15 protein-coding genes are annotated in these 21,011 nt (G+C 66.8%); 7 read left to right on the top strand and 8 right to left on the bottom strand.

Annotated elements, in window-relative coordinates; translation table 11 throughout:
• The first annotated feature begins 2 nt into the window (after window positions 1-2).
• The 6 genes from AC1RDJ_RS16500 (at window position 3) to AC1RDJ_RS16475 (ending at window position 10,872) form a co-directional block, all read left to right on the top strand.
• Window positions 3-1,955 carry an XrtA/PEP-CTERM system amidotransferase gene (locus tag AC1RDJ_RS16500; RefSeq protein WP_493028123.1) on the top strand — a complete coding sequence of 651 codons (1,953 nt, stop codon included), beginning with the start codon at window positions 3-5 and terminating at the stop codon, window positions 1,953-1,955.
• 3 nt (window positions 1,956-1,958) lie between these two features.
• Window positions 1,959-3,176 (top strand): TIGR04063 family PEP-CTERM/XrtA system glycosyltransferase, encoded by a 1,218-nt coding sequence (locus AC1RDJ_RS16495; protein WP_493028122.1) that lies wholly within the window; start codon window positions 1,959-1,961, stop codon window positions 3,174-3,176.
• Window positions 3,173-5,620, top strand: coding sequence for a glycosyltransferase (locus AC1RDJ_RS16490; RefSeq protein WP_493028121.1), 2,448 nt, complete (start codon window positions 3,173-3,175; stop codon window positions 5,618-5,620). Before AC1RDJ_RS16495 ends, AC1RDJ_RS16490 begins: the two co-directional genes overlap by 4 nt.
• Window positions 5,621-5,664: 44 nt before the next feature.
• Window positions 5,665-7,596: a sulfatase-like hydrolase/transferase gene (locus AC1RDJ_RS16485; protein WP_493028120.1), complete on the top strand. Its 1,932-nt coding sequence runs from the start codon at window positions 5,665-5,667 to the stop codon at window positions 7,594-7,596.
• Window positions 7,597-8,080: 484 nt separating this feature from the next.
• On the top strand, window positions 8,081-9,571 hold the full coding sequence (locus tag AC1RDJ_RS16480) for a hypothetical protein (protein ID WP_493028119.1): 1,491 nt from the start codon (window positions 8,081-8,083) through the stop codon (window positions 9,569-9,571).
• A 32-nt stretch (window positions 9,572-9,603) separates the two neighbouring features.
• Entirely contained in the window at window positions 9,604-10,872 is a 1,269-nt protein-coding gene (locus AC1RDJ_RS16475) for a zinc metalloprotease (protein WP_493028117.1), read from the top strand.
• A gap of 218 nt (window positions 10,873-11,090) precedes the next feature.
• Here AC1RDJ_RS16475 and AC1RDJ_RS16470 read toward each other — a convergent pair whose 3' ends face one another.
• Window positions 11,091-11,570, bottom strand: a complete 480-nt coding sequence (locus AC1RDJ_RS16470) for a MepB family protein (protein ID WP_493028116.1) — start codon at window positions 11,568-11,570, stop codon at window positions 11,091-11,093.
• Window positions 11,567-11,800 (bottom strand): hypothetical protein, encoded by a 234-nt coding sequence (locus tag AC1RDJ_RS16465; protein WP_071323700.1) that lies wholly within the window; start codon window positions 11,798-11,800, stop codon window positions 11,567-11,569. Before AC1RDJ_RS16465 ends, AC1RDJ_RS16470 begins: the two co-directional genes overlap by 4 nt.
• 127 nt (window positions 11,801-11,927) lie before the next feature.
• Between AC1RDJ_RS16465 and AC1RDJ_RS16460 the strand changes: the two genes are divergently transcribed.
• Window positions 11,928-12,311 carry a TfoX/Sxy family protein gene (locus tag AC1RDJ_RS16460; RefSeq protein ID WP_493028114.1) on the top strand — a complete coding sequence of 128 codons (384 nt, stop codon included), beginning with the start codon at window positions 11,928-11,930 and terminating at the stop codon, window positions 12,309-12,311.
• 3 nt (window positions 12,312-12,314) lie between these two features.
• Here the strand turns inward: AC1RDJ_RS16460 and AC1RDJ_RS16455 are convergent, their stop codons facing one another.
• From AC1RDJ_RS16455 to AC1RDJ_RS16430, 6 genes are all read right to left on the bottom strand, one after another.
• Entirely contained in the window at window positions 12,315-13,319 is a 1,005-nt protein-coding gene (locus AC1RDJ_RS16455; protein WP_071323702.1) for a 2-hydroxyacid dehydrogenase, read from the bottom strand.
• A 139-nt stretch (window positions 13,320-13,458) separates the two neighbouring features.
• The gene (locus tag AC1RDJ_RS16450) at window positions 13,459-14,649 is read right to left on the bottom strand and encodes a hypothetical protein (protein WP_071323703.1); all 1,191 of its coding nucleotides are present in this window, start codon (window positions 14,647-14,649) and stop codon (window positions 13,459-13,461) included.
• Between the two features lie 13 nt (window positions 14,650-14,662).
• Window positions 14,663-16,222, bottom strand: coding sequence for an MBOAT family O-acyltransferase (locus AC1RDJ_RS16445; RefSeq protein ID WP_493028112.1), 1,560 nt, complete (start codon window positions 16,220-16,222; stop codon window positions 14,663-14,665).
• Window positions 16,212-17,303 carry a glycosyltransferase family 4 protein gene (locus AC1RDJ_RS16440; protein WP_493028111.1) on the bottom strand — a complete coding sequence of 364 codons (1,092 nt, stop codon included), beginning with the start codon at window positions 17,301-17,303 and terminating at the stop codon, window positions 16,212-16,214. The genes AC1RDJ_RS16445 and AC1RDJ_RS16440 overlap by 11 nt, the downstream gene beginning before the upstream one ends.
• A gap of 48 nt (window positions 17,304-17,351) precedes the next feature.
• Window positions 17,352-18,839 carry an oligosaccharide flippase family protein gene (locus AC1RDJ_RS16435; protein WP_493028110.1) on the bottom strand — a complete coding sequence of 496 codons (1,488 nt, stop codon included), beginning with the start codon at window positions 18,837-18,839 and terminating at the stop codon, window positions 17,352-17,354.
• 15 nt (window positions 18,840-18,854) lie between these two features.
• On the bottom strand, window positions 18,855-20,939 hold the full coding sequence (locus AC1RDJ_RS16430) for a glycosyltransferase (RefSeq protein WP_493028109.1): 2,085 nt from the start codon (window positions 20,937-20,939) through the stop codon (window positions 18,855-18,857).
• Window positions 20,940-21,011 lie beyond the last annotated feature (72 nt).

Here is a 21,011-nt window from a genome sequence, read left to right as displayed (position 1 = left end):
CCATGTGCGGCATCACCGGCATCTTCGATCTGCAGGGCCAGCGCGACGTCGATCCGGCCCTGCTCGCGCGCATGACCCAGAGCCTGCGCCACCGCGGCCCCGATGAAGGCGGCTTGCACCGTGAACCGGGCCTCGGCCTCGGACACCGGCGCCTGTCCGTGATCGACCTGGCGGGCGGCCAGCAGCCGCTGTTCAACGCCGACCGCAGCATCGCCATCGTCTTCAATGGCGAAATCTACAACTATCGCGCCCTGATGGCCGAGCTGCGCCAGTTCGGCCACCCGTTCCGCACCAGCAGCGACACGGAAGTCATCGTCCATGCCTGGGAACAATGGGGCGAACAGTGCGTGCAGCGCTTGCGCGGCATGTTCGCCTTCGCCCTGTGGGACCGCCGGCGCCACCTGCTGTTCCTGGCGCGCGACCGGCTCGGCGTGAAACCGCTGTATTACGGCGAGGCCAGCGACGGCACCGTGCTGTTCGGCTCCGAACTGAAAGCCCTGCTCGCGCATCCGGCCATGCCGCGCGATATCGACCCGCTGGCGGTGGAGGAGTATTTCGCGTATGGCTACGTGCCCGAGCCGCGCAGCATCTTCCGCCACGCGCGCAAGCTGCCGCCCGGTCATACCCTCTCCATCCGCGCCGGTCAGCCGCTGCCCGCGCCGCAGCCGTACTGGGACATCCCCTTCGTGCCGCATGCGCCGGCCAGCGAGGCGCAGGCCGCCGACGAACTGCTGGCGCGCCTGCGCGAGGCCGTGCGCATCCGCATGGTGGCCGAGGTGCCGCTGGGCGCCTTTCTGTCGGGCGGCGTCGATTCCAGCGCCGTCGTCGCGCTGATGGCCGGGGCCAGCGCCACGCCCGTCAACACCTGCTCGATCTCGTTCGGCGACCCGGCCTGGAACGAGGCGCGCTACGCGGACATGGTGGCGCGCCGCTACGGCACCTTCCACCACGCGCGCCAGGTCGAGCAGGACGATTTCGAACTGATCGACCTGCTGGCCAGGCTGTATGACGAACCGTTCGCCGACAGTTCGGCCATGCCCACCTGGCGCGTGTGCCAGCTGGCGCGCGAGCGCGTCACGGTGGCCCTGTCGGGCGACGGCGGCGACGAAAGCCTGGCCGGCTACCGGCGCTACCGCCTGCACACGCGCGAGGAACGCGTGCGCAAGGCGATGGACCCGCTGCTGCCGGCAGGCCTGCGCCAGTCGCTGTTCGGCACCCTGGGGCGGCTGTATCCGAAGGCCGACTGGGCGCCGCGCTTCCTGCGCGCCAAGACCACGTTCGAAGGCCTGGCGCGCGACACGACGGACGCCTACTTTCACGGCGTCAGCCTGCTCGGCGACGCCATGCGCGCGCGCCTGTTCAGCCCCGAGCTGCGGCGCGGCCTGCAGGGCTACCGCGCCGTCGAAGTGCTGCGCCGGCACGCGCTGGCCAGTCCCGCGCAGGACGCGCTGTCGCAGGTGCAGTACCTGGACCTGAAAACCTACCTGCCCGGCGACATCCTCACCAAGGTGGACCGCGCCAGCATGGCGCATGCGCTGGAAGTGCGCTCGCCGCTGCTCGACCACGAACTCGTGGCGTGGATGTCGGGCCTGCCGCCGCAGTGGAAACTGCACCGCGGCGAGGGCAAGTACCTGCTCAAAAAAGCCCTGCGCCCGCTCCTGCCCGATGAACTGCTGTACCGCCGGAAGATGGGCTTTTCCGTGCCGCTGGCCGCCTGGCTGCGCGGCCCGCTGCGCCAGCGCCTGCAACAGCGGCTGCTGGGGCCAACGCTGGCGCAGTGCGGCCTGTTCGACATGGATTACGTGCGCGTGCTGCTGGAACAGCACGCGTCCGGACGGCGCGACTACAGCGCGCCGCTCTGGTCGCTGCTGATGTTCGAAGCCTTCCTGCGCCAGGTGCTGCCGCTGCAGATGCCGGCGGCGCCGGCGCCCGTGCCGGCCGTGGCGATGGAGTAAGCCATGCGCATCCTGCACATCCTCGACCACTCGCTGCCGCTGCACAGCGGCTACACCTTCCGCACCCTGGCCATCCTGCGGCAGCAGCGCGCGCTGGGCTGGCAGACGACGCAGCTGACGAGCGCCAGGCAGGGGCCGACGCCAGCCGCGCAGCAGCTGGTCGACGGCTGGCATTTCTACCGCACGCCGCCCAGCCGGCGCTGGTGGACGCGCCTGCCCGTGCTGCGCCAGGTGGCCGTCATCGCCGGCCTGGCGCAGCGGCTGCACGCGCTGGCGCGCGGCCTGCGGCCCGATATCCTGCACGCGCACTCGCCCGTGCTCAACGCCATCGCCGCCCTGTACGTGGGCCGCGCGCTGGGCATCCCCGTCGTCTACGAGGTGCGCGCCCTGTGGGAGGACGCGGCGGCCGACCACGGCACCAGCCCGGCCGGCGGCGTGCGCTACCGGCTCACGCGGGCGCTGGAAACCCATGCGCTGCGGCGCGCCGACGCCGTCACCACCATCTGCGACGGCTTGCGGCGCGAACTGCGCGCGCGCGGCGTGCCGGCCGAGAAAATCACCGTCATCCCGAACGCCGTCGACAGCGCCGCCTTCAGCGCCACGGCGCCCGCCGATCCCTGGCTCGCGCATACCCTGGGCCTGCATGGCCACCTCGTCATCGGCTTCATCGGCTCGTTCTATGCGTACGAGGGACTGGCGCTGCTGCTGCGCGCCATGCCGCGCATGCTGGCGGCGCAGCCGGCCCTGCGCCTGCTGCTGGCCGGCGGCGGCCCGCAGGAAGCGGCGCTGCGGGTCCTGGCCGCGCAACTGGGCATCGGCGGCGCCGTCGTGTTCGCCGGCCGCGTGCCGCATGCGCAGGTGGCCGCGTATTATCAGTTGCTCGACATCTGCGTCTATCCGCGCCTGGCCATGCGCCTGACGGAACTGGTGACGCCGCTCAAACCGCTGGAGGCGATGGCGCAGGGGCGGCTCGTGGTGGCGTCCGACGTGGGCGGCCACCGCGAGCTGGTCGAGCATGGCAAGACGGGCCTGCTGTTCCGCGCCGGCGATGCGCAGGCGCTGGCGCAGACGATACTCACGCTGCTGCTGACGCCCGACAGCTGGACGCCGCTGCGGCGCCAGGCGCGCGCCTTCGTGGAAACGCAGCGCAACTGGCCCGACAGCGTGGGCCGCTATGCGGGCGTGTATGCGCGCCTGGCCGCGCCCGGGCGGCCGACATGAAACTGGCCGGCCTGCGCATCGCGCTGGTGGGGCCGCTGCCGCCGCCGGCCGGCGGCATGGCCAACCAGACGCGCCAGCTGGCCGCGCTGCTGCGCGCTGACGGCGCCCACGTGCAGCTGCTGGCCGTCAACGGGCCGGCCCTGCCGCCGTGGCTGGCGCGCATCCGCTACGTGCGCGCCGCGCTGCGCCTGCCGATCCACCTGTGGCGGCTGTGGCGCGCCGCCAATACGGTCGACCTGTTCCACATCATGGCCAATTCCGGCTGGTCCTGGCATTTGCAGGCGGCGCCCGCGCTATGGATCGCCAGCCTGAAAGGCAAGCCGGCGCTGCTCAATTACCGGGGCGGCGAGGCGGCCGCCTTCCTGGCCCGCTCGCCGCGCCTGGTCTCGCTCAGCCTGCGCCGCGCCAGCGCCATCGTCGTGCCGTCGGCCTTCCTGGCCGGCGTCTTCGAGCGGCATGGCCATACGGCGCACATCGTGCCCAACGTGGTGGACCTGGCCCGCTTCGCTCCCGCGCCGGTTCCCGCTCCCGCGCGCGGCCCGGCGCCAGACGGACCGCGCATCCTCGTCGCGCGCCACCTGGAAGCGCTGTACGACAACGCCAGCGCGGTGCGCGCGCTTGCCATCGTGCGCGAGGCGTTTCCCGCGGCGCGCCTGGTGCTGGCCGGCGGCGGGCCGCAGCGCGCGGCGCTGGCGCGCCTGGCCCGCGCGCTGGGCGTGCACGACGCCGTCGATTTCGCCGGCCAGGTCGACAACGCCGCCATGCCGGCGCTGTACCGGGCCAGCGACATCGTCCTCAATCCCAGCCTGGCCGACAACATGCCCATTTCCGTGCTCGAGGCGCTGGCTTGCGGCGTGCCAGTCGTCAGCACCAACGTCGGCGGCATCCCAGCGCTGCTGGAACATGGCGTCACGGCGCGGCTGGTGGCGCCCGGCGATGCGCCGGCCATGGCGCAGGCGATCCTGGACCTGCTGCGCGCGCCGCGGCTGGCGCGCGCGCAGATCGACGCGGGCCTGGCGCACGCTGCCCACTTCGACTGGCGCGCGGTGGAGCCGCTGCTGGCCACGCACTACCGCCGCATCCGCGCCGCGCCGCGCCCTGGCGGCTACACGCGCTGCGTCGCCCGCTGGCTGTTTCCCCTGCACGAATGGCTCAAGGGCCACCACAGCGCGCGCCTGCTGCGGCACATGGAGCGCTCGCAGTGGTGGAGCGCGGAGCAACTGGCGCAATGGCAGCTGGCGCGCCTGCGCGCGCTGCTGCGCCACGCGGGCGAGCATGTGCCGCATTACCGCGCGCTGTTTGCCCGCAGCGGCTTCGAGCCAAGCCAGGTCGGCCAGCTGGCGGACCTGGCGCGCCTGCCGCTGCTGCGCAAGGCCGACATCGCCGGCGCGCGCGACAGCTTCAAGTCGGCGCGCGCCGTAGGCCTGCGCCCGTTCGCCACGGGCGGCTCCAGCGGCGAGCCGCTGCTGTTCTTCCTCGGGCGGCGCCGGGTCAGCCACGACATCGCCGCCAAGTGGCGCGCCACGCGCTGGTGGGGCGTCGACATCGGCGACCGCGAAGCCGTGCTATGGGGCTCGCCCATCGAACTGCACGCGCAGGACCGCCTGCGCCGCCTGCGCGACGCGCTGCTGCGCACCACCCTGCTGCCCGCCTTCGCCATGTCGCCCGCGCGCATCGACGGCTACATCGCGCAACTGCGCCGCCTGCGCCCGCGCATGCTGTTCGGCTATCCGTCGGCCCTGTGCCGCATTGCCAGCCACGCCGCCGCGCACGACGCGCCGCTCGACGGCCTGGGCGTGAAGGTGGCCTTCGTCACGTCCGAACGCCTGTACGACGAACAGCGCGCGCAGATCGCCGCAGCCTTCGCCTGCCCCGTGGCGAATGGCTACGGCGGGCGCGACGCCGGCTTCATCGCCCACGAATGCCCGGAAGGCGGCATGCACATCACGGCCGAGGACGTCATCGTCGAAATCGTCGATGCGCAGGGACGCCCCGTGCCGGCCGGCGGCACCGGCGAAATCGTCGTCACGCACCTGGCCACGCAGGATTACCCGTTCATCCGCTACGCCACGGGCGACGTCGGCGCGCTGGGCACCGCACCGTGCGCGTGCGGGCGCGGCCTGCCGCTGCTGCAGAAAATCGAGGGCCGCAGCACGGATTTCCTCACGGCGGCCGACGGCAGCGTCATGCATGGCCTGGCCCTCGTCTACATCGTGCGCGAACTGCCGCAGGTGCGCGGCTTCAAGATCATCCAGGAAAGCCTGCTGCAGACGCGCGTGCTGCTGGTGTGCCTGCCGCGGCTGGACGACGCCACGCGCGCAGCCATCGTGGCCGGCTTCCAGGCCAGGCTGGGCGCGCAGGTGGACATCGCCATCGAGGAAGTCGACGAGATCGCGGCCGAAGCGTCGGGCAAGTACCGCTATGTGCTCAGCAAGGTGCCGTAAATCCGTTCCGAAAGACCGCAGCAATCCACCCTGAGGTAGCCGCCATGGATCGCCACCGCATCCGCGCCAACCAGTTCCTCGTGCTGGGATTGACCGCCTGGCTGGCATTCAACCTGATCTTCCGCTGGCTGTACTGGCCCCTGTTCCAGTCGCACGGGCCATTCGGCATCGCGCAGCCGGCGCTGGCCGACCTGGCGCTGATGGTCGCCTGCACGCTGTGCAGCGCGTTGCTGTTCGCGCTCGCCGCCCTGCTGCTGGGGGCCTTGCATGCGCGCTGGGGCGACGTCATCGTCCTCGTCTACGCGGCCGTCTCGCTGATCGCGCTGGAGGCGGACATCGGCTGGTATGCGATGTCGAAATCGCATGCGACCCTCGGCGACCTGCAACTGTTCCTGACGCAGAGCTGGCGCCACCACTTCGGCATCCAGCGGCACGACATTATCCGCTTCTGCAAGATCGCGGCCGTGCACCTCGCCGTCATCGGCTTCGTATATGCGCTGCACCGCCAGCTGCGCCGCCATGCGGGCACGCACCGGGCGCTGGCGCGCTTGCAGGCGGCCTGCGCCCACCGCCACGCCCTGGCGGCGCTGCTGCTCCTGGCGCTGCTGGGTCAAGCCACGACGATGCTGCGCCGCGGCAGCGAGACCACGCGCACCGTATGGGACATCGCCGGCAACGCCAATCCGTATTACATCTCGGCGGCGGACCGCTGGCTGCGCGAGGCGCGCCTGCCATCGGCCTATGTGCGCTTCAATGCGCGCCTGCAGGCCGCGCGCGGCAGGGCTGGTGCGTCGCCGCGGCTGGCACCCGTGGCGCTGCCCGCCCGCCACACGGGCGGGCCGGCGCCGGCCGCGCGGCCCGATATCCTGTTCCTCACCGTCGAAAGCTGGAACGCCGGCCTGGCCGACCGGCACGCGATGCCGTATTTTTCCTCGCTGGAGCGGCAGTGCTATGTCGGCACCAACCACTATTCGGGGGCAAACCAGACGGAACTCGGTATCTTGAGCCTGCTGTATGGCGACCCCGCCATCTTCTTCGCTGGCTACCGCCAGCACGCGGCCGTCGTGCGGCAGTCGCCGTACGTGCAGGCGCTGGGCCAGCTCGGCTACCGCACGGGGCGCGTGGTCAGCGACCTGACGCAGCAAAACACCATACCGCGCTACCTGGCCAGCTTCAACCAGGCGGAAATCGTCAACCAGTTTGACTGGGAAAACATCCATACGATCGCCGCGCGCCTGCGCCATCCGGCGCCGGCCTTCATCCACGCGCATTACTACGGCACGCATTACCCCTACCTGCATGCGCCCAATTTCGCCACGCACCGGCCGGAAACGCCATCCAGCTTCAATTTCCAGAACAGCAACCTGGCGCTGCAGCGCGGCGCCATCATCAACCGCTACCGCAACACGCTGGGCGAACTCGACGCGTGGCTGAAGACCCTGCTGCAACAGGTGGACCTGGCGCACACCATCGTCGTCATCACGGGTGACCATGGCGAAGAGATGTTCGAAACGGGACGCCTGGGCCACGCCTCGACCCTGGACGCGCCGCAGATCCGCACGCCGCTGGCCATCTGCGCACCGGGCGCCATGGGCAGCGCCGCCGGCACGTCGGCGCAGCTGTCCTCGCACGCCGACATCTTCCCCACCGTCTTCCAGATGCTGGGCCTCGAACACCGGCTGTCCAGCATGGGACGCTCGCTGCTGGGCGAACCGGCGCCGCAGATCGCGCTGGTGGCCAAGCAAAACCACGGCAAGGCACCGCTCCAGTGGGCGGCCGTCTCGGCGGCCGGCACGCTGTACCTGAGCCTGGGCAACGACGGCGCCTTCGCCGCAACGGGCGGCGACCCGGCGCTGCACGCCATGCTGGCGGGCGGCAAGGACAATGCCGCCGGGACGGAGGCGGAGCGGCTGATCATCGGGACGGTGCTGGCGGCGGAGCGGGAGCTGGCGGCGGTGCGGCGTCTCAATCCCTGACATGGCCTGATCGTCCCGGTCGGCGCCCGCGCGCCAATCCAGCTCCGGACCAGCCGGCCTGCGTCTGCCCCGTGTCGCGGCACCGGCTGTGCCGCGACCGGGCAATTCATTTGGTGCATTGATTGTCCACGATCGTCTCTTGCCATCTCGCGCTTTGAAGCTTCGACGCCGATGCCAGCTGAAAAGGCCATCCCAGGCAAGAATCCTCCCATGCCGGCCCCTGCGGGCGACGGATGCATCATGGCAGGCAATAACCATCCCGATATACAGTGGATTAATTTCATTAATTGAAAATGAAAAATTGAAAGGTGATTTTTTAATAAGATTAATTCATTGAATTTATTTACTTGAACGGCATGCTGAAAAATGCAAAATGTGACAAAGTGAGTATTTTCAGATTGGAAAAACAATTACGCTAGCAGCATGGATTGTAGTATTTTCTTGTTTTCGAACATACCCTTCGCTTGCCCGTTTGGAGTTGAAAATGAAAACTGAGATCAGCAGGCAATTTGTTTTTTCAGCTCTTTTGCTATATTTCCTGAGCATGCCAATTAATGCCAGCGAGCTGAAATCGAAATTAACTGATAACTGCCCCAATCAGGCGCCCGATCAGCAATCCCAGATTAGTGACAGCCCCCTGCTTGCCATACTGATTCCAGAAATAATTTCGGCTGGCGTGGACATGGCTTCCGTCGCCATTGCCGAGGCAGCGAAGACAAAGACCGCGACCCTGATCACCGACAGCAAAGCATTCGATATGTACAAAGTGGCGAGCAACGCCAACTTGTCGATCAATCGCAAACCAGGCTGCCTGATTATCTATCAGCCAGCCAGCATGCCTGCGGCGGCAAACGCCGCTTCGGCAGCGGTTCCAGGCTGGTTTTCAAATGCACGGCAGTACATCCCTGAGAACAGTGCGCCTGATATCTATCTCGAAATTCAGCTGCGGCCCGGATACCAGAATTCCGGCATGCATCTCGGCCCCCAGCTGCTGGTCGTCAACCGCCGATTGCAGGACGGCTTTTTCCTTAAAAATAAGCGCGGCTATGTCATCGCCCTGTCGTTCAAGGATGCCGATTCGCGAGCGTCATATGGTGCGGCGACCCTTGCGTTTGATGATGTGCCCCTGGGTATCTGGACCAGGGATGGCCGCTCAGGCACATCGATGGCGCCGGAGTGGCCGGAAGAGACGATGCTTCCCAAAATGCCGAGCAATGCGAAAATTGTCGCCGACGTTTCCGAGCAAAAACAAGCCAGCGCTGTGGTACAGGAGGTCAACGCGCTGTTGAAACAACGCGTGGCGCAAAGAACCGCCGTCAAACGGGATGATATCGCCGACGACGCCGAATACAAGGCAGCCCTTCAGAAATTCTGCAAGGCACTGGACTCCGAAAAAGCCGGCAAAGGTGCGGACAAGCTGGCCGATGATCGCTGCCCGATCAATGTGTATATTGCAAAACGCCATCTGGCGACGGTCATTGACGCCAGATCCAGGGAACTGGGATACCAATGGGCGGACGCCTATTTCCGCAACCACTGCTCGACGAGTCCAGGAGCAATGCAAGATCATCCAGGCACATGTCCGCTTCCTGATCCGGCAATCAAGACAACAGGCGCAACCTTCGTGTCGATCAGCGTCGTCGAGACATCGGAAGCGAATGCGTTTGCCCAGTCACTGGCCGCTATCTTCGACAAAAAGAAAGGCGATATCAAGACGGCACTGAACGACAAGTACAATCCGGACCGGCGCGATGAACTCTCGGATGCCGCCGCCGTGAAGGCACGCGATGCGCGCAACGTCCATCAGCTCGCGATGCTGAATGTGCAGCAGATTGAAGCCCAGCTGCAGGAAGCATTCGACAAGCCAGAATCCGCGCGCACGGGCATACGCATTCAACTGGCGCGCGCGAAGATTGACGCGAACAAGACATCCGCCGATGCCGGCCTTGCCTTTCCCTTCCCCGAGTTCAATTAACGCGTTTGCCATCGTGATAAACCGGAGGTTCCATGAAACAGTTGAACAGGCTTTCCCTTATTCTGCTTTCCATTCCGGCCTGCGCCGGGGCGCAGGAACATGTCACGGTGGTCGACAGCTTGCCCGAGCATTTGCTATATCTATATACAACTGTGCCGACAAAAGGCGAGAAAAACTCGCTTGACCAGATGGTTGCAGGAGAAAGAAAATGGGATGCGGGACGCACGCTGCGCGTATGCCTATTTCAAGGCAATAAGGCTGTCGCCAGCCTGATCCGCAATGTCGCAAGCGAATGGAATGCATATTCGAGCACCAAGTTTGATTTTGGACCATCCGACAGCTGGTATAACTGTCTGGCGCCCAATAACGGGTATTTCCAGATCCGCGTCGGGTTTTCCTCCCAGGGTTACTGGTCCGCAGTAGGCACGCATGCCGAGAGCCTGATAGACAATATGGCGCCGACGATGAATCTGGAACGGTTCAACCGCCAATATAGCGAATCCAAGTACTCTTCCAGCACCGTGACTGAACAAGCGCAGCCGTTTCATAAGGCGGTGATCCGCCACGAATTCGGCCATGCGCTCGGATTGCTTCATGAAGCGTCCAATCCAAAGCTCAACTGCCAGGCCGAAATTCGATGGGAAGGCGATAACAATGCCTATGATTATTATGCACAACCGCCGAATTCCTGGGGAACCGAGCAGGTGAAGCGAAATCTGGGCTTTGTCGGTCAAACAGATCCCGATTATGTCGCCGGCGAAGAAGACATAAAATCGGTGATGTTCTATTCTTTACCGCCTGATATACTTATCAATGGAACCGCTAGCAAGTGTTATACAACGCAGAACCTCGTCATCTCGGAAAAAGACGCAAAGATTATCGCCAAGATTTACCCGCTGGTTGCGCCACTATCGTCCAAAGTGGATATCGATTTAAAAACGGCAAATTTGAAGGCATTGCCGCTGAACGTGAGCAATATAGCGTTCGAGGACATACAGGCGCGCATTCTGGCGGACATTGAATCCAACGATCCCTACGTTCGGCGCGACGCAAGGGTGCGCCTCAACGAACTGCTGGCAAAGGATAATTCCTTTTCCCAGACTGCCACTTTTCTTCAAAAAGTACCGCAAGGTACCTATCGCTACCAGTTGGGCGTCGCCGTGGCGCTGGCCAATTCGCCGAAACCCGTGGAAGTCGATCCTGCGCTGAAAGCGGTACTGGTAGCGCAGCAAAAGGAAACCAAAGACCAAACCTTGAAGCTACAGTTGAAAAACGCAATTGGCAAACTGGTGGAAAAATAGGGCGACTGCCATTCAGGAACGGATACAGAAACAAGATGGCCACACCCTGGCTGCCTGGGCGGCGCGGTGCTTGCCATGCGCAGCTGTATCTGGACAGCATCTGATCGGCATCCGCATGGCTGCCTCGCTGCGCGTCCGGCCGAGGCGCCGCTGGCGGCGGCAGCATCGGCCGAATGTCTGCCCATGGCTGCACCGGCAAGCTGGCCGCCGGACGCCGCTCAGCCAGCGCCGTCCGGCAGTTTCTCCAGCTGTTTTTCCAGCCCTGAGCGGTCGCCTGCCGCCACAAAACACGCCCCCTGCCAGCGCTGCGTGCGCTGCGCCTGGCTTGACGCCGGGACACACCACGGCGCATACACGCGCAACGCGCGCTTGCCGCCCATGCCGGCGCGCGACATGACGCCCCGCTCCAGCAACACGGCACGCGAAAAAATGAAGTAACCATGCCGCCCGCCGTCAGCCACGGCGACGATGACGGCATCGACCGGGTCGCCGTCGTCCAGCGGCGCGATCGCGGCGCCGGGATGGGGGCGTTTCCAGACGGTGAAGAACTGGCCGATCTTGGTCGGCGTCGTCCTGGCAATCCGCAAGACCAGCCGCAGGCCGTGCAGTTCGGCGCGGCCGGCGCCGTAGTCGGCGCTTTCCGCCTCGGGCACGGGCGCCTGCGCCAGGCCGAGGATATCCCAGGGGCGGTTCGTCATTCCGTGCTGAACTCGGCGGCAGCCTTGGCCGCCCACAGCGCTTCCGCGTGGCTGGCGAACGGGCTGTCGTAGCCGTCGATGCCGCCATCGTCATCGACGAAATACAGCCACCAGCCGTCGGCCTGCTGGCGGATGGCCGTGTGGCCCGGTGCGCAATGGCGCGCGATGTCCTCGCTGGCGGCCAGGGTGGTGATGGTGATGCCGCGGTGGTTGATGGCGTGGGTTGTCATGGCTGGCTATTCAATGCAAGATAATCAATGCGCGCAGTGTAACCGCTGCGGCAGGATAGCCGGCAAAAAAGGGGCTCCCGCGGCCATGGCTTGCGCTACACTGGCATCTGGAACCGGGGAGACAGACATGGCGTCACAGCAAGGCACGGTGGATTTTTTGCTCGACCAGATGGCGGGTGCGGGCGGCGTCAGCGCGAAGAAAATGTTTGGCGAGTACGGCCTGTATTGCGACGGCAAGATGTTCGCCATCGTCGCCGACGACCAGCTGTTCATCAAGCCGACGGATGCGGGGCGCGACTGGATCAGCGCGCAGGGCGCGCTGCAGGAAGCGCCGCCCTACCCGCAGGCCAAGCCGTATTTCCTGATCGACGGCGGACTGTGGGACGAGCGCGACTGGCTCTCCCAGCTGGCGCGGCGCACGGCCGATGCCTTGCCGCTGCCGAAACCGAAGCCGCCACCGAAGCCGAAGGCGCCGGCCAAGGCGACAGCCGCGGCCAGGACGGCAAAATAGGCGTCAGCCGGCCAGCACGCTGTTGGCGCAATCCTTGTCCTGGCGGAAACACGCAAGGTTGTGGTAAGTGATGGCGGCGATTTCGCGCAGCGCCTCGATGGTGAAGAAGCCCTGGTGGCCCGTCACCAGCACGTTCGGGAAGGTCATCAGGCGCTGGAAGATGTCGTCGTCGATGATGTCGGACGAGCGGTCCTGGAAGAACAGGTTGCTTTCCTGCTCATAGACGTCGATGGCCAGCGAGCCGAGCTGGCGCGATTTCAGCGCCTCGATGACGGCGCCCGTGTCGATCAGGCCGCCGCGCGAGGTATTCACCAGCATGGCGCCCTTCTTCATCAGCGGCAAGGTTGCTTCGCTGATCATGTGGCGCGTGCTCTCCATCAGCGGGCAATGCAGCGAGACGATGTCGGACTCGGCCAGCAGCCGCGGCAACTCCACCATCGTGCCCAGGTCCGCGAACGCGGGGGCCGGGAACGGGTCGTGGCCCAGCACCGTGCAGCCGAATCCCTTGAAAATGCGCGCCGTCGCCAGGCCGATCTTGCCCGTGCCGACGATGCCCACCGTCATGCCGTGCAAGGTGGAGCCGAGCAAGCCGTCGAGCGAGAAATTGCCTTCGCGCACGCGGGCATACGCGCGGTGCGTGTGGCGGTTCAGGGTCTGCACGAGGGCCAGCGTGTATTCGGCCACGGCTTCCGGCGAATACGCGGGCACGCGGGCGACGAACAGGCCAAGGCGCTTGGCCGCTTCCAGGTCGAGGTTGTTGTAGCCGGCGCAGCGCAGCAGGATGGCGCGCACGCCGTAGCCGTGCAAGGCTTCCAGCACGGGCGCGTCGAGCACGTCGTTGACGAAGACGCAGACGGCTTGCGCGCCTTGCGCCAGCACCACGGTTTCCTGGCTCAGCAAGGCGCTGTGGTACACCAGTTCGATGCCGGCGGCGTCCGGCTGTGACGGCAAGGCTTCATCGAAGAAACGGCGGTCGTAGGGCTGGCTGGCGAAGAAGGCGATTTTCATGGGGCGTCCTGTCAAGTGAACCGGCGAAAAACAATGCCGGATGGCAAAACGCCATCATAGCGCAGCCGTCCCGCCCCTTGCGTACGCCTGAACAGTGCATCGGCACGGCTCGCCTTTATGCCCGCCCTGCCGCCCCGCCTCAATGCGGGATGCGCGGCCCGTTGAGTATCTTTTGCACATACGCCGTCTCTTCCGCGTGCTCGACGTGGTAGCGGTCGCGCGCGGCGCGCATGGCCGCGTGGTGGGCGTCGATATTCGCCTTCGTCAGTTCGACGCCGAAATCGGCCGGCGGCACGAGGTCGCCGCCAAACAGGCGCGCCAGGATCAGGCGGCCCACGTTATCGCGGTAATGCGACACTTCCCAGTAATAGCGCATCTCGGCCCGGCCGCTGACGAGCGGGATCGGGTCCGTCGTGACGCTGTTGAAACCGGAAAAATCGTACAGGCGTACGTCGCAGCCCGCCGCGCGGTGGCGTTCGACGAATTGCACCAGGCCCCGCTGCCAGGCCTGCATGGCATCCCACTTGCCGCGCCAGTGCAGCACATCCATCGTCAGCGCGTGCGTGGGGTTGATGTACAGGCGCAGCCGCATGCTGCCCCGGCACAGCTTGCCGACGCTGGCGTCGAGCGCGGGCGTGGATGGCGGCGTCGGCCCTTCGCCATCGCCGAATTCCTGCAGCCGCAGCGGGATCGCATGGGCCGCGCCGCCCCAGCCCTTCATGCGGCTGATGACGCAGGTTTCGTCGCGCTGCCCGTACAGGGCCAGGCTGGAGCGGCAGACGTCGCCGAAGCTGCCGTTGAGGATGCGCAGGGTGTCCTGCGTCATGTCCACCGTCAAGCCCCGCTTCAGGTTGAGCAAGGCGCGCCGCGCGAAAAAGCCGTGGTCGTCGCCCGTCAAGCCGTCTTCCACGCGGGCCGAACCGAGGTCCATGGAAAAGGTGGGCGCGTCGACGCCCCACACCATGGTTTCGATGCGGCTGACCTTGGCCGCATGCTCGGCCAGGCGGATGGCGTCGCCCAGCGAGGCGCCCGAGACGGCGCTGTTGAACACGCTCTTGTCCGGGAAGGTGGCTTGCGCGCGCGTGGGCAAGCCCATTTCCGTGCGCGAATTGCCGATGTAGATGATGCTGGGCCGGTAACGGGCCACGGCATACGTCTTGCCCCAGGCGCTCAGCTTTTCATTCGTCGGGCGCAGGCGCTGCAGCAAGGGAGTGTCCCACTGGTGCAGCAGATAGGGATCGATGCGGTAATTCATGGCCGAGACGAGGGCCAGCACGAAGAAGGCGACGGTAAAGAACCAGGCCAGGTAGCGGCGGGAGATGGTATCCATGACGTGTCCCTGCTCAGAATTGAAAGTAGAGAAATTCGGTGACCCGGTTCATGCCGAAGATGCAGGCGACGAACAGCGCGGCAAACCCGAGGCTCCAGCCGCGCGTGGGCCGCCAGCTGAAGGCCCAGCGCCCTTCGGGCTGAAATATTCTTTCAAGCGCGGGCTCGTACAGAAAGAATATTTCTTGCGTATTCGGCGCCTTGAAGGCCAGCACGATGGCCAGCAGCAGCACGGGCAAGCCGGGGCCCATCAGCTCGATCCAGCGGATGCCGTCGAACGCGGGTTGCAGCCCCCATTGCGCGAGGCCGGCCGCATGGCTGGCCAGGCCGCGCGGCAGGCTCACGCCGTTCGCCCCCACCAGCGCGCCGAGGATGTCCCAGGCCGTGGCCACGTCGGGCGCGCGGAAGAAGATCCAGGCCAGCATGACGACGGTAAATGTCAGCGCGGCCGGCCACCAGCGTCCCGTGGCCGCGCCGAACGCGCGGCGCCACGCCTGCTGCACCACGAGGAACAGGCCGTGCAAGCCGCCCCAGATGACGAAGGTCCAGCCGGCGCCATGCCACAGGCCGCCCAGCAGCATGGTCAGCATCAGGTTGCGGTAGCGGATGGCCTCGCCACGGCGGCTGCCGCCCATGGCGATATACAGATAGTCGCGCAGGAAACGCGACAGTGTCATGTGCCAGCGGCGCCAGAACTCCGTGATGTTGGCGGCCTTGTACGGCGAATTGAAGTTCAGCGGCAATTTCACGCCGAACATGCGCGACAGGCCGATGGCCATGTCGGAATAGCCGGAAAAGTCGAAATACAGCTGGAAGGTATAGGCCAGCACGCCGATCCACGCCTCGAGCAGGTTCGGTTCGGCGCCGGCCGCGAAGACGGGAATGGCCAGCGGCGACAGGTTGTCGGCGATCAGCACTTTTTTCGCCAGCCCGACGACGAAAATCGACATGCCGATGGCCAGGTTGGCCGCGCGCGGGTGGCCGCTGGCCGGGTCGGCGAACTGCGGCATCATCTCGCGGTGGTGCAGCACGGGGCCGGCGATCAAATGCGGGAAGTAGCTGACGAACAGCACGTAATGGATGAAGCGGTATTCGCGCACCTCGCCCCGGTAGCAATCGACGAGGAAGGCGATCTGCGTGAAGGTGAAGAAGGAGATGCCGATCGGCAGCACGATGTCGAGGCCGGACCACGGCAGGCTGGCCGCGCCCGCGCCGGCGGCCACGGCGTTGACGCTGTCGATGAAGAAGTTCGCGTATTTATACCAGGCGAGCAAGCCCAGGTTCAGCGCCAGTGCCGCCACCAGCACGCGCTTGCGGGCCGCGCCCGCGCTCGAACCGATCAGCCGGCCTGCCCCATAATTGAGGCAGATCGAGGCCAGCAGCAGCGGCAGGTAGCGCACGTCCCACCAGGCATAAAAGAACAGCGAGGCGGCGGCCAGCCAGGCGGCGGGTGCCAGGCGGCGCCAGCCGGGCTCCGCCCTGGTGCCCGCCGGCGCCAGGCGTTCCAGCAGAAAATAGCCTGCCAGTACGATGGGCAGGTAGGCGCACAGGAAAGCAAAGGAATTAAACAGCATGGCTCCTCCTTGACGGCTGCGCGGCGGCAACGGCGGCCGCATGCAGCTGGACATAGCAATCGGCGATCTGGCCCGCCACCCGTTCCCACGTAAACCGCTCCACCAGCGCCTGCACGCGCAGGCGCGCGGGTGGCTGCGCCAGTAGTTCCGTGATAGCCAGCCGCTGCGCGGCGCCGTCGTCCCAGCGCACCTTGCGCAGCGCAAACGCGGAATCGGGCAAGTCGAGCGCGCTTTGCGCCGTCATGACGACGGGCGTGCCGGCCGCCAGCGCTTCGAGCACGCTCAGGGGAAACACTTCGCCCTGGCTCGGCAGCGCGGCCACGGCCGCCGCATGGTAGGCGCTGGCCAGCAGCGGGTCGGCATGGTCGAGCGCGCCGAGCCAGCTGACGTGGGGCAAGTCCAGCAACTGCTGCAGATAGCCCTGCTGCTCGCGTGGCGCGGCGCCGATCAACACCAGCGGCAAGCCGGCGCCGGCCAGCGCCTGCGCCAGACCCAACTGGTTTTTATACGGCGAAATGCTGCCCACCATCAGCACGAACGGCCCGGCGATGCCCGTCTCGCGCAGGAACAGGTCGCCGTTGGCCGTGAAGAAATGCGGGTTGATGCCGTTCGGGAAGACGCGGATGGACTGGGCCGGCATGCCGAAACCGTGCACGATGGCGTCGCGTTCGGCCTCGCCCAGCGCCACCACCACATCGGCCAGCAGCAGGGCGCGCCGCGTCTGCGCGTAACTCGTTTGCACCATCCATTCCGTCAGCCGCCCCGCCAGCCGGTCGGCCAGGCGCGCGCGCCAGGCGCTGGCGCGGCTCCAGCTGGGCGGCAGCAGCGGCGACAGCACCACCGGCACGCCCAGTTCCCTGGCCGTTTCCACGATGCGATAGTTGCCGTTGCTTGCCGAAAACACGTGCAGCACGTCGAAATCGGCCAGCCGCTCGTGGTTGGCGTCGACCAGCTGCACCTCGAGCGGGCGCGCCGCGTGAGTGTGCAGGCGGTTCAGCGCGGCCACGGTCTCGCGCACCTGCACCTGCAAGCCGCCGTCGCGCTGGAACAGCATCGGATAAGACAGGATACCGACACGCATGGTCGTCCTTTCGTTCCTGCGCGCCATCCAGGACCGTTGCGGGTCCGCTCAGCGCGGTGATTTGACGGGCAGCCAGCGGCTGGCCAGCTTGCGTTGCAATAACAGAAACTCGGCGGCGATCTCGTGTTTCACCAGGAAGACGCCGGCGATCCAGCACAGCAAGGTGGCCAGTCCCGTGCCGGCCAGCGCCAGCAGCGCGGCGCCATACGGCAGCTCGTCCGGCAGCCACAGCAGCATGCACAGCGGCGGCGCACCGCTGAGCGCGCACAGGACCAGACTCTTGCGCACGGCCCGCGCCAGGATGCCCCAGTGCAAGCCGTGCAAGCGCCGCAAGCAGCCATACGCGAGCCAGCTGCGCAGCACATTGCTGAAGACCACGGCCCAGGCCACGGCCACCAGTCCCAGCGGCGCCGCCAGCAGCAGCGCCGCCACCTTCAGGCTGCCGGCCCAGGCGTCGAGCCGCACCTGGGCGCGCATCTGGCCCGTCGCCACGAACAGGTAGCGCGCCATACTGAACATGCTATACACGGCCGCCGACAGGCACATGATGCGTATCAAGGGCACACAGCCCAGCCATTGCGGGCCATACAGCACCTTGACCAAGGGCAAAGCCATGCACCCGAGGAAGAGAAAAAACGGCCAGGCCAGCGCCGTCATATAGCTGATCGTGCGCAGGTAGACATCTGCCGCCCCGCCCGCCCTGCCCGTCTCGCCATCCTCGCGCGCGCGCGCCGCGAACAGGGGGAACACGACAGGTGAGATGGCGCTGGTGATGGCCTGGTTGAAGAGATTGAGCACGCTTTGCGCCTTGCCGAACAGGGCCAGGCTGTCGATGCCGATCAGCTTGCCGATGATGAGGTCCGGCGCCGCCACGCCCGCCTCGTCGACGAGACCGCCGCCCGTCGCATACGCGCCAAAGCTGGCGATGGCGCCCATGCCGCGCCGCCCCGGCAGCCATGGCAGTTCCTTCGGCCGCAGCAGCAGGCTCACCAGTAGAGATGCGACCGCGCCGGCCAGCGCCGCCCACACCATGCTCATGTAGCTGTGGCCCAGCAGCGCCAGCAGCACGGCCACCAGCAGGTTGACGACGCTATTGGCCGCGTTGATGGCATAGATGGCGCGAAAGCGCAGCTGCCGGCGCAGCATGGGCAAGGTCAGCGCGCTGAACGGGATCAGCACGAGGTTGATCGACAGCAGCCGCAGCACGGGCGTCAGGCGCGGCTCGCCATAAAACCGCGCCAGCGGCGCGCTGGCCAGCACCACCAGCGCCGCCAGCAGCCACGCCACGAGCAGGCTGGTGGCCAGCGCGGCGCGCAGTTTCACGCGGTCCAGGCGCTTTTCCTGGATCAGGTACTGGCCCACGCCGAAGTCGCGCACCACCTGCGCCAGCGCCACCAGCACGGCGCCCAGCGAATACACGCCCACCTCGGCCGGCGTCAGCAGGCGCGACAAGATCATGGTGCCGACGATGCCCAGCAACAGCACCGTGTATTTCTCGGCAAAGGAAAACAGGAAGGAATGGCGCGTGGCGTTCATCGCGGCGGCCCGCGCCTACACCAGGCCCGCATAGAACTGGCGCAGCTGGCGTTGCAGGCGCGGCATCGAATAGCGCTGCACGGTTTCCGCGCGCGCCAGCCGTCCCATGCGTTCGCGCCGCGGCGCGTCGCGCAGCAGCCCGGCCACGGCGTCGCAGGCGGCCTCCTCGTCGCCGGGCGGCAGCAGCAAGCCGCCGCCGCTGTCGTGCAGGATATCGCGCGTGCCCGGCACATCCGTGCCCACGGCCGGCACGCCGCAGGCCATCGCTTCGATGGTGGCGATGCCGAAGCCTTCGTTCTTGCTCAGCAGCAGATGCAGGTCGAAGGCCGGCATCAGCAAGTCGATGCGCGCCTGGAAGCCGGCAAACACGATGCGCGGCGCCAGCCCCAGTTGCTGCGCCTGCAGGCGCAGCATGGCCTCCAGCGGCCCCGTGCCCACGAGTATCAGATACAGGCCGGGAAACTGCGGCGCCAGGCGGGCGAACAGGGCCAGCAGCGCCTGCGGCCGCTTTTGCGGCGACAGCCGCGCCACCGAACCGAGCACCAGCGCGTCCTGCGGCAAGCCCAGCTGCCGGCGCGCCAGCACGCGCCGCTCGGGCGAGACGATGAAGGCGTCCGTATCGACGCCGTTCGGGATCACGGCCAGCCGCGTGGCCGGCTCCAGCATGTCGCGGTACAGGTCCAGGAAATGCCGCATGGCCGACGGCGACACGGCATACACGCCCTTCACGGCGCGGAACGCTTCGCGCAGGAACGGGCGCTGCCAGTCGCTGAACGGCGCCAGCGGAAACGCATTGTGCACGCTGATCACGGCCGGCAGCCTGCATTGCCGCGCCAGCCAGACGATGGACGCGCCATAACTGGTCCAGCAAAACGCCACGTGGACGAGGTCGGGCCGCAGCCGGCGCAGCCGCCAAGCGCCCGTCAGCATGGCGCGCAGCCGGTTCCAGCGCCGCCACGCCCAGTGTTCGAGAAACAATGGCGGCTCGTACACGCGCACGCGCAGCCGCTGCGCGCGCAAGCCCTGCGCCCAGGCGGCAAAGCCGGGAAAGCGCCGCAGCGCCAGCACGCTGTCGTAACCGCTGTCGTCGAGCATGCGCGCCTCTTGCGCCATGCGCAGCTCCATGCCGCCCAGTTCGCCCGAATAACTGCTGATGACGATGCGCGGCAGCCGCTTGCGCCGTCCGCGCCACGCTTCATGGAAAAAGCCGCGCAGCTTCGCCCGCTCCCACTGGTGCAGGAACAGGCTGGCAGGGTCGCGCCGCAGCCAGGCCAGCGCGGCGCCCACGGTGTCGCGCAGGTAGCGTCCCAGCATCCAGCGCGGCACGCCGAGCAATTCCACGCTGGCCTCGGGCAGGGCCAGCCGGCATTGGCCCCGCCCGAACAGCATGGCGCGCCTCAATATCCAGTCGCGCCGCACCTGCGGTGCGCGGATGATGTGGGCCACCCTGGCCTGCGGACAGAACCATGACGGGTTGCCGGCCGCGTGCATTTCCAGGTTGAGCCGGGTCTCGCTGCCCATGGCATAGCTGGCTCCCTGCGGACCGATGCTTTCGTCATAGCGTGCGCCCGCCTCGAAGATGCGGCGGCGGATGGCCATGTTGGCGCCCCATACGAGGCCCGGATAGACGGGGCCGTCGCGCAGCCCGGGGCTGGTGATGCCCCACGTCAGGCCGGCGGGCGTCAGGCGCAGCAGCCAGTCCGCCGGCCTTGCGCGCCAGGCGGGCACGATGGCGCCGCCGAACAGGGCGTAGCCGGGATGGCTGCGTGCGCTGTCCTGCAGGCGGCACAGCCAGTCGCGCTCGGGCAGGGCGTCGTCGTCGCCAAAGACGAACAGTTCGCTGCCATCGCCGCCGTGGCGCAAGGCGTGTTCGACGGCGTCGTTCAGGGCCGGACTGCGGCCGCGCCGCGCCACGTACACGGAGCTGAGAGGCAAGCGCGTGCGGAAGGCCGCGATCACGTCTGCCGTGGCGTCGCTGCTGCCATTGTCGGCGATGACCAGGCGCCAGCCGCCCTGTGGCGGGCGCAAGCCCATGTACGCCTGCAAGACCTGGGGCAAGGTGCCGGCGCCATTGTAGGTCGCCATGAGAACGGTCAACAAGCGCAAGCCTCCTTGGTCTTACTATCATCAAACTGATGAAGTGATGCTGATGTGATGGAGTGATGCCGATGC

It is taken from the genome of Janthinobacterium sp. GW822-FHT07H10 (assembly GCF_058798675.1).
Note: the sequence above shows the minus strand (reverse complement) of the source record. Positions and strands in the feature narration are given on the sequence as shown.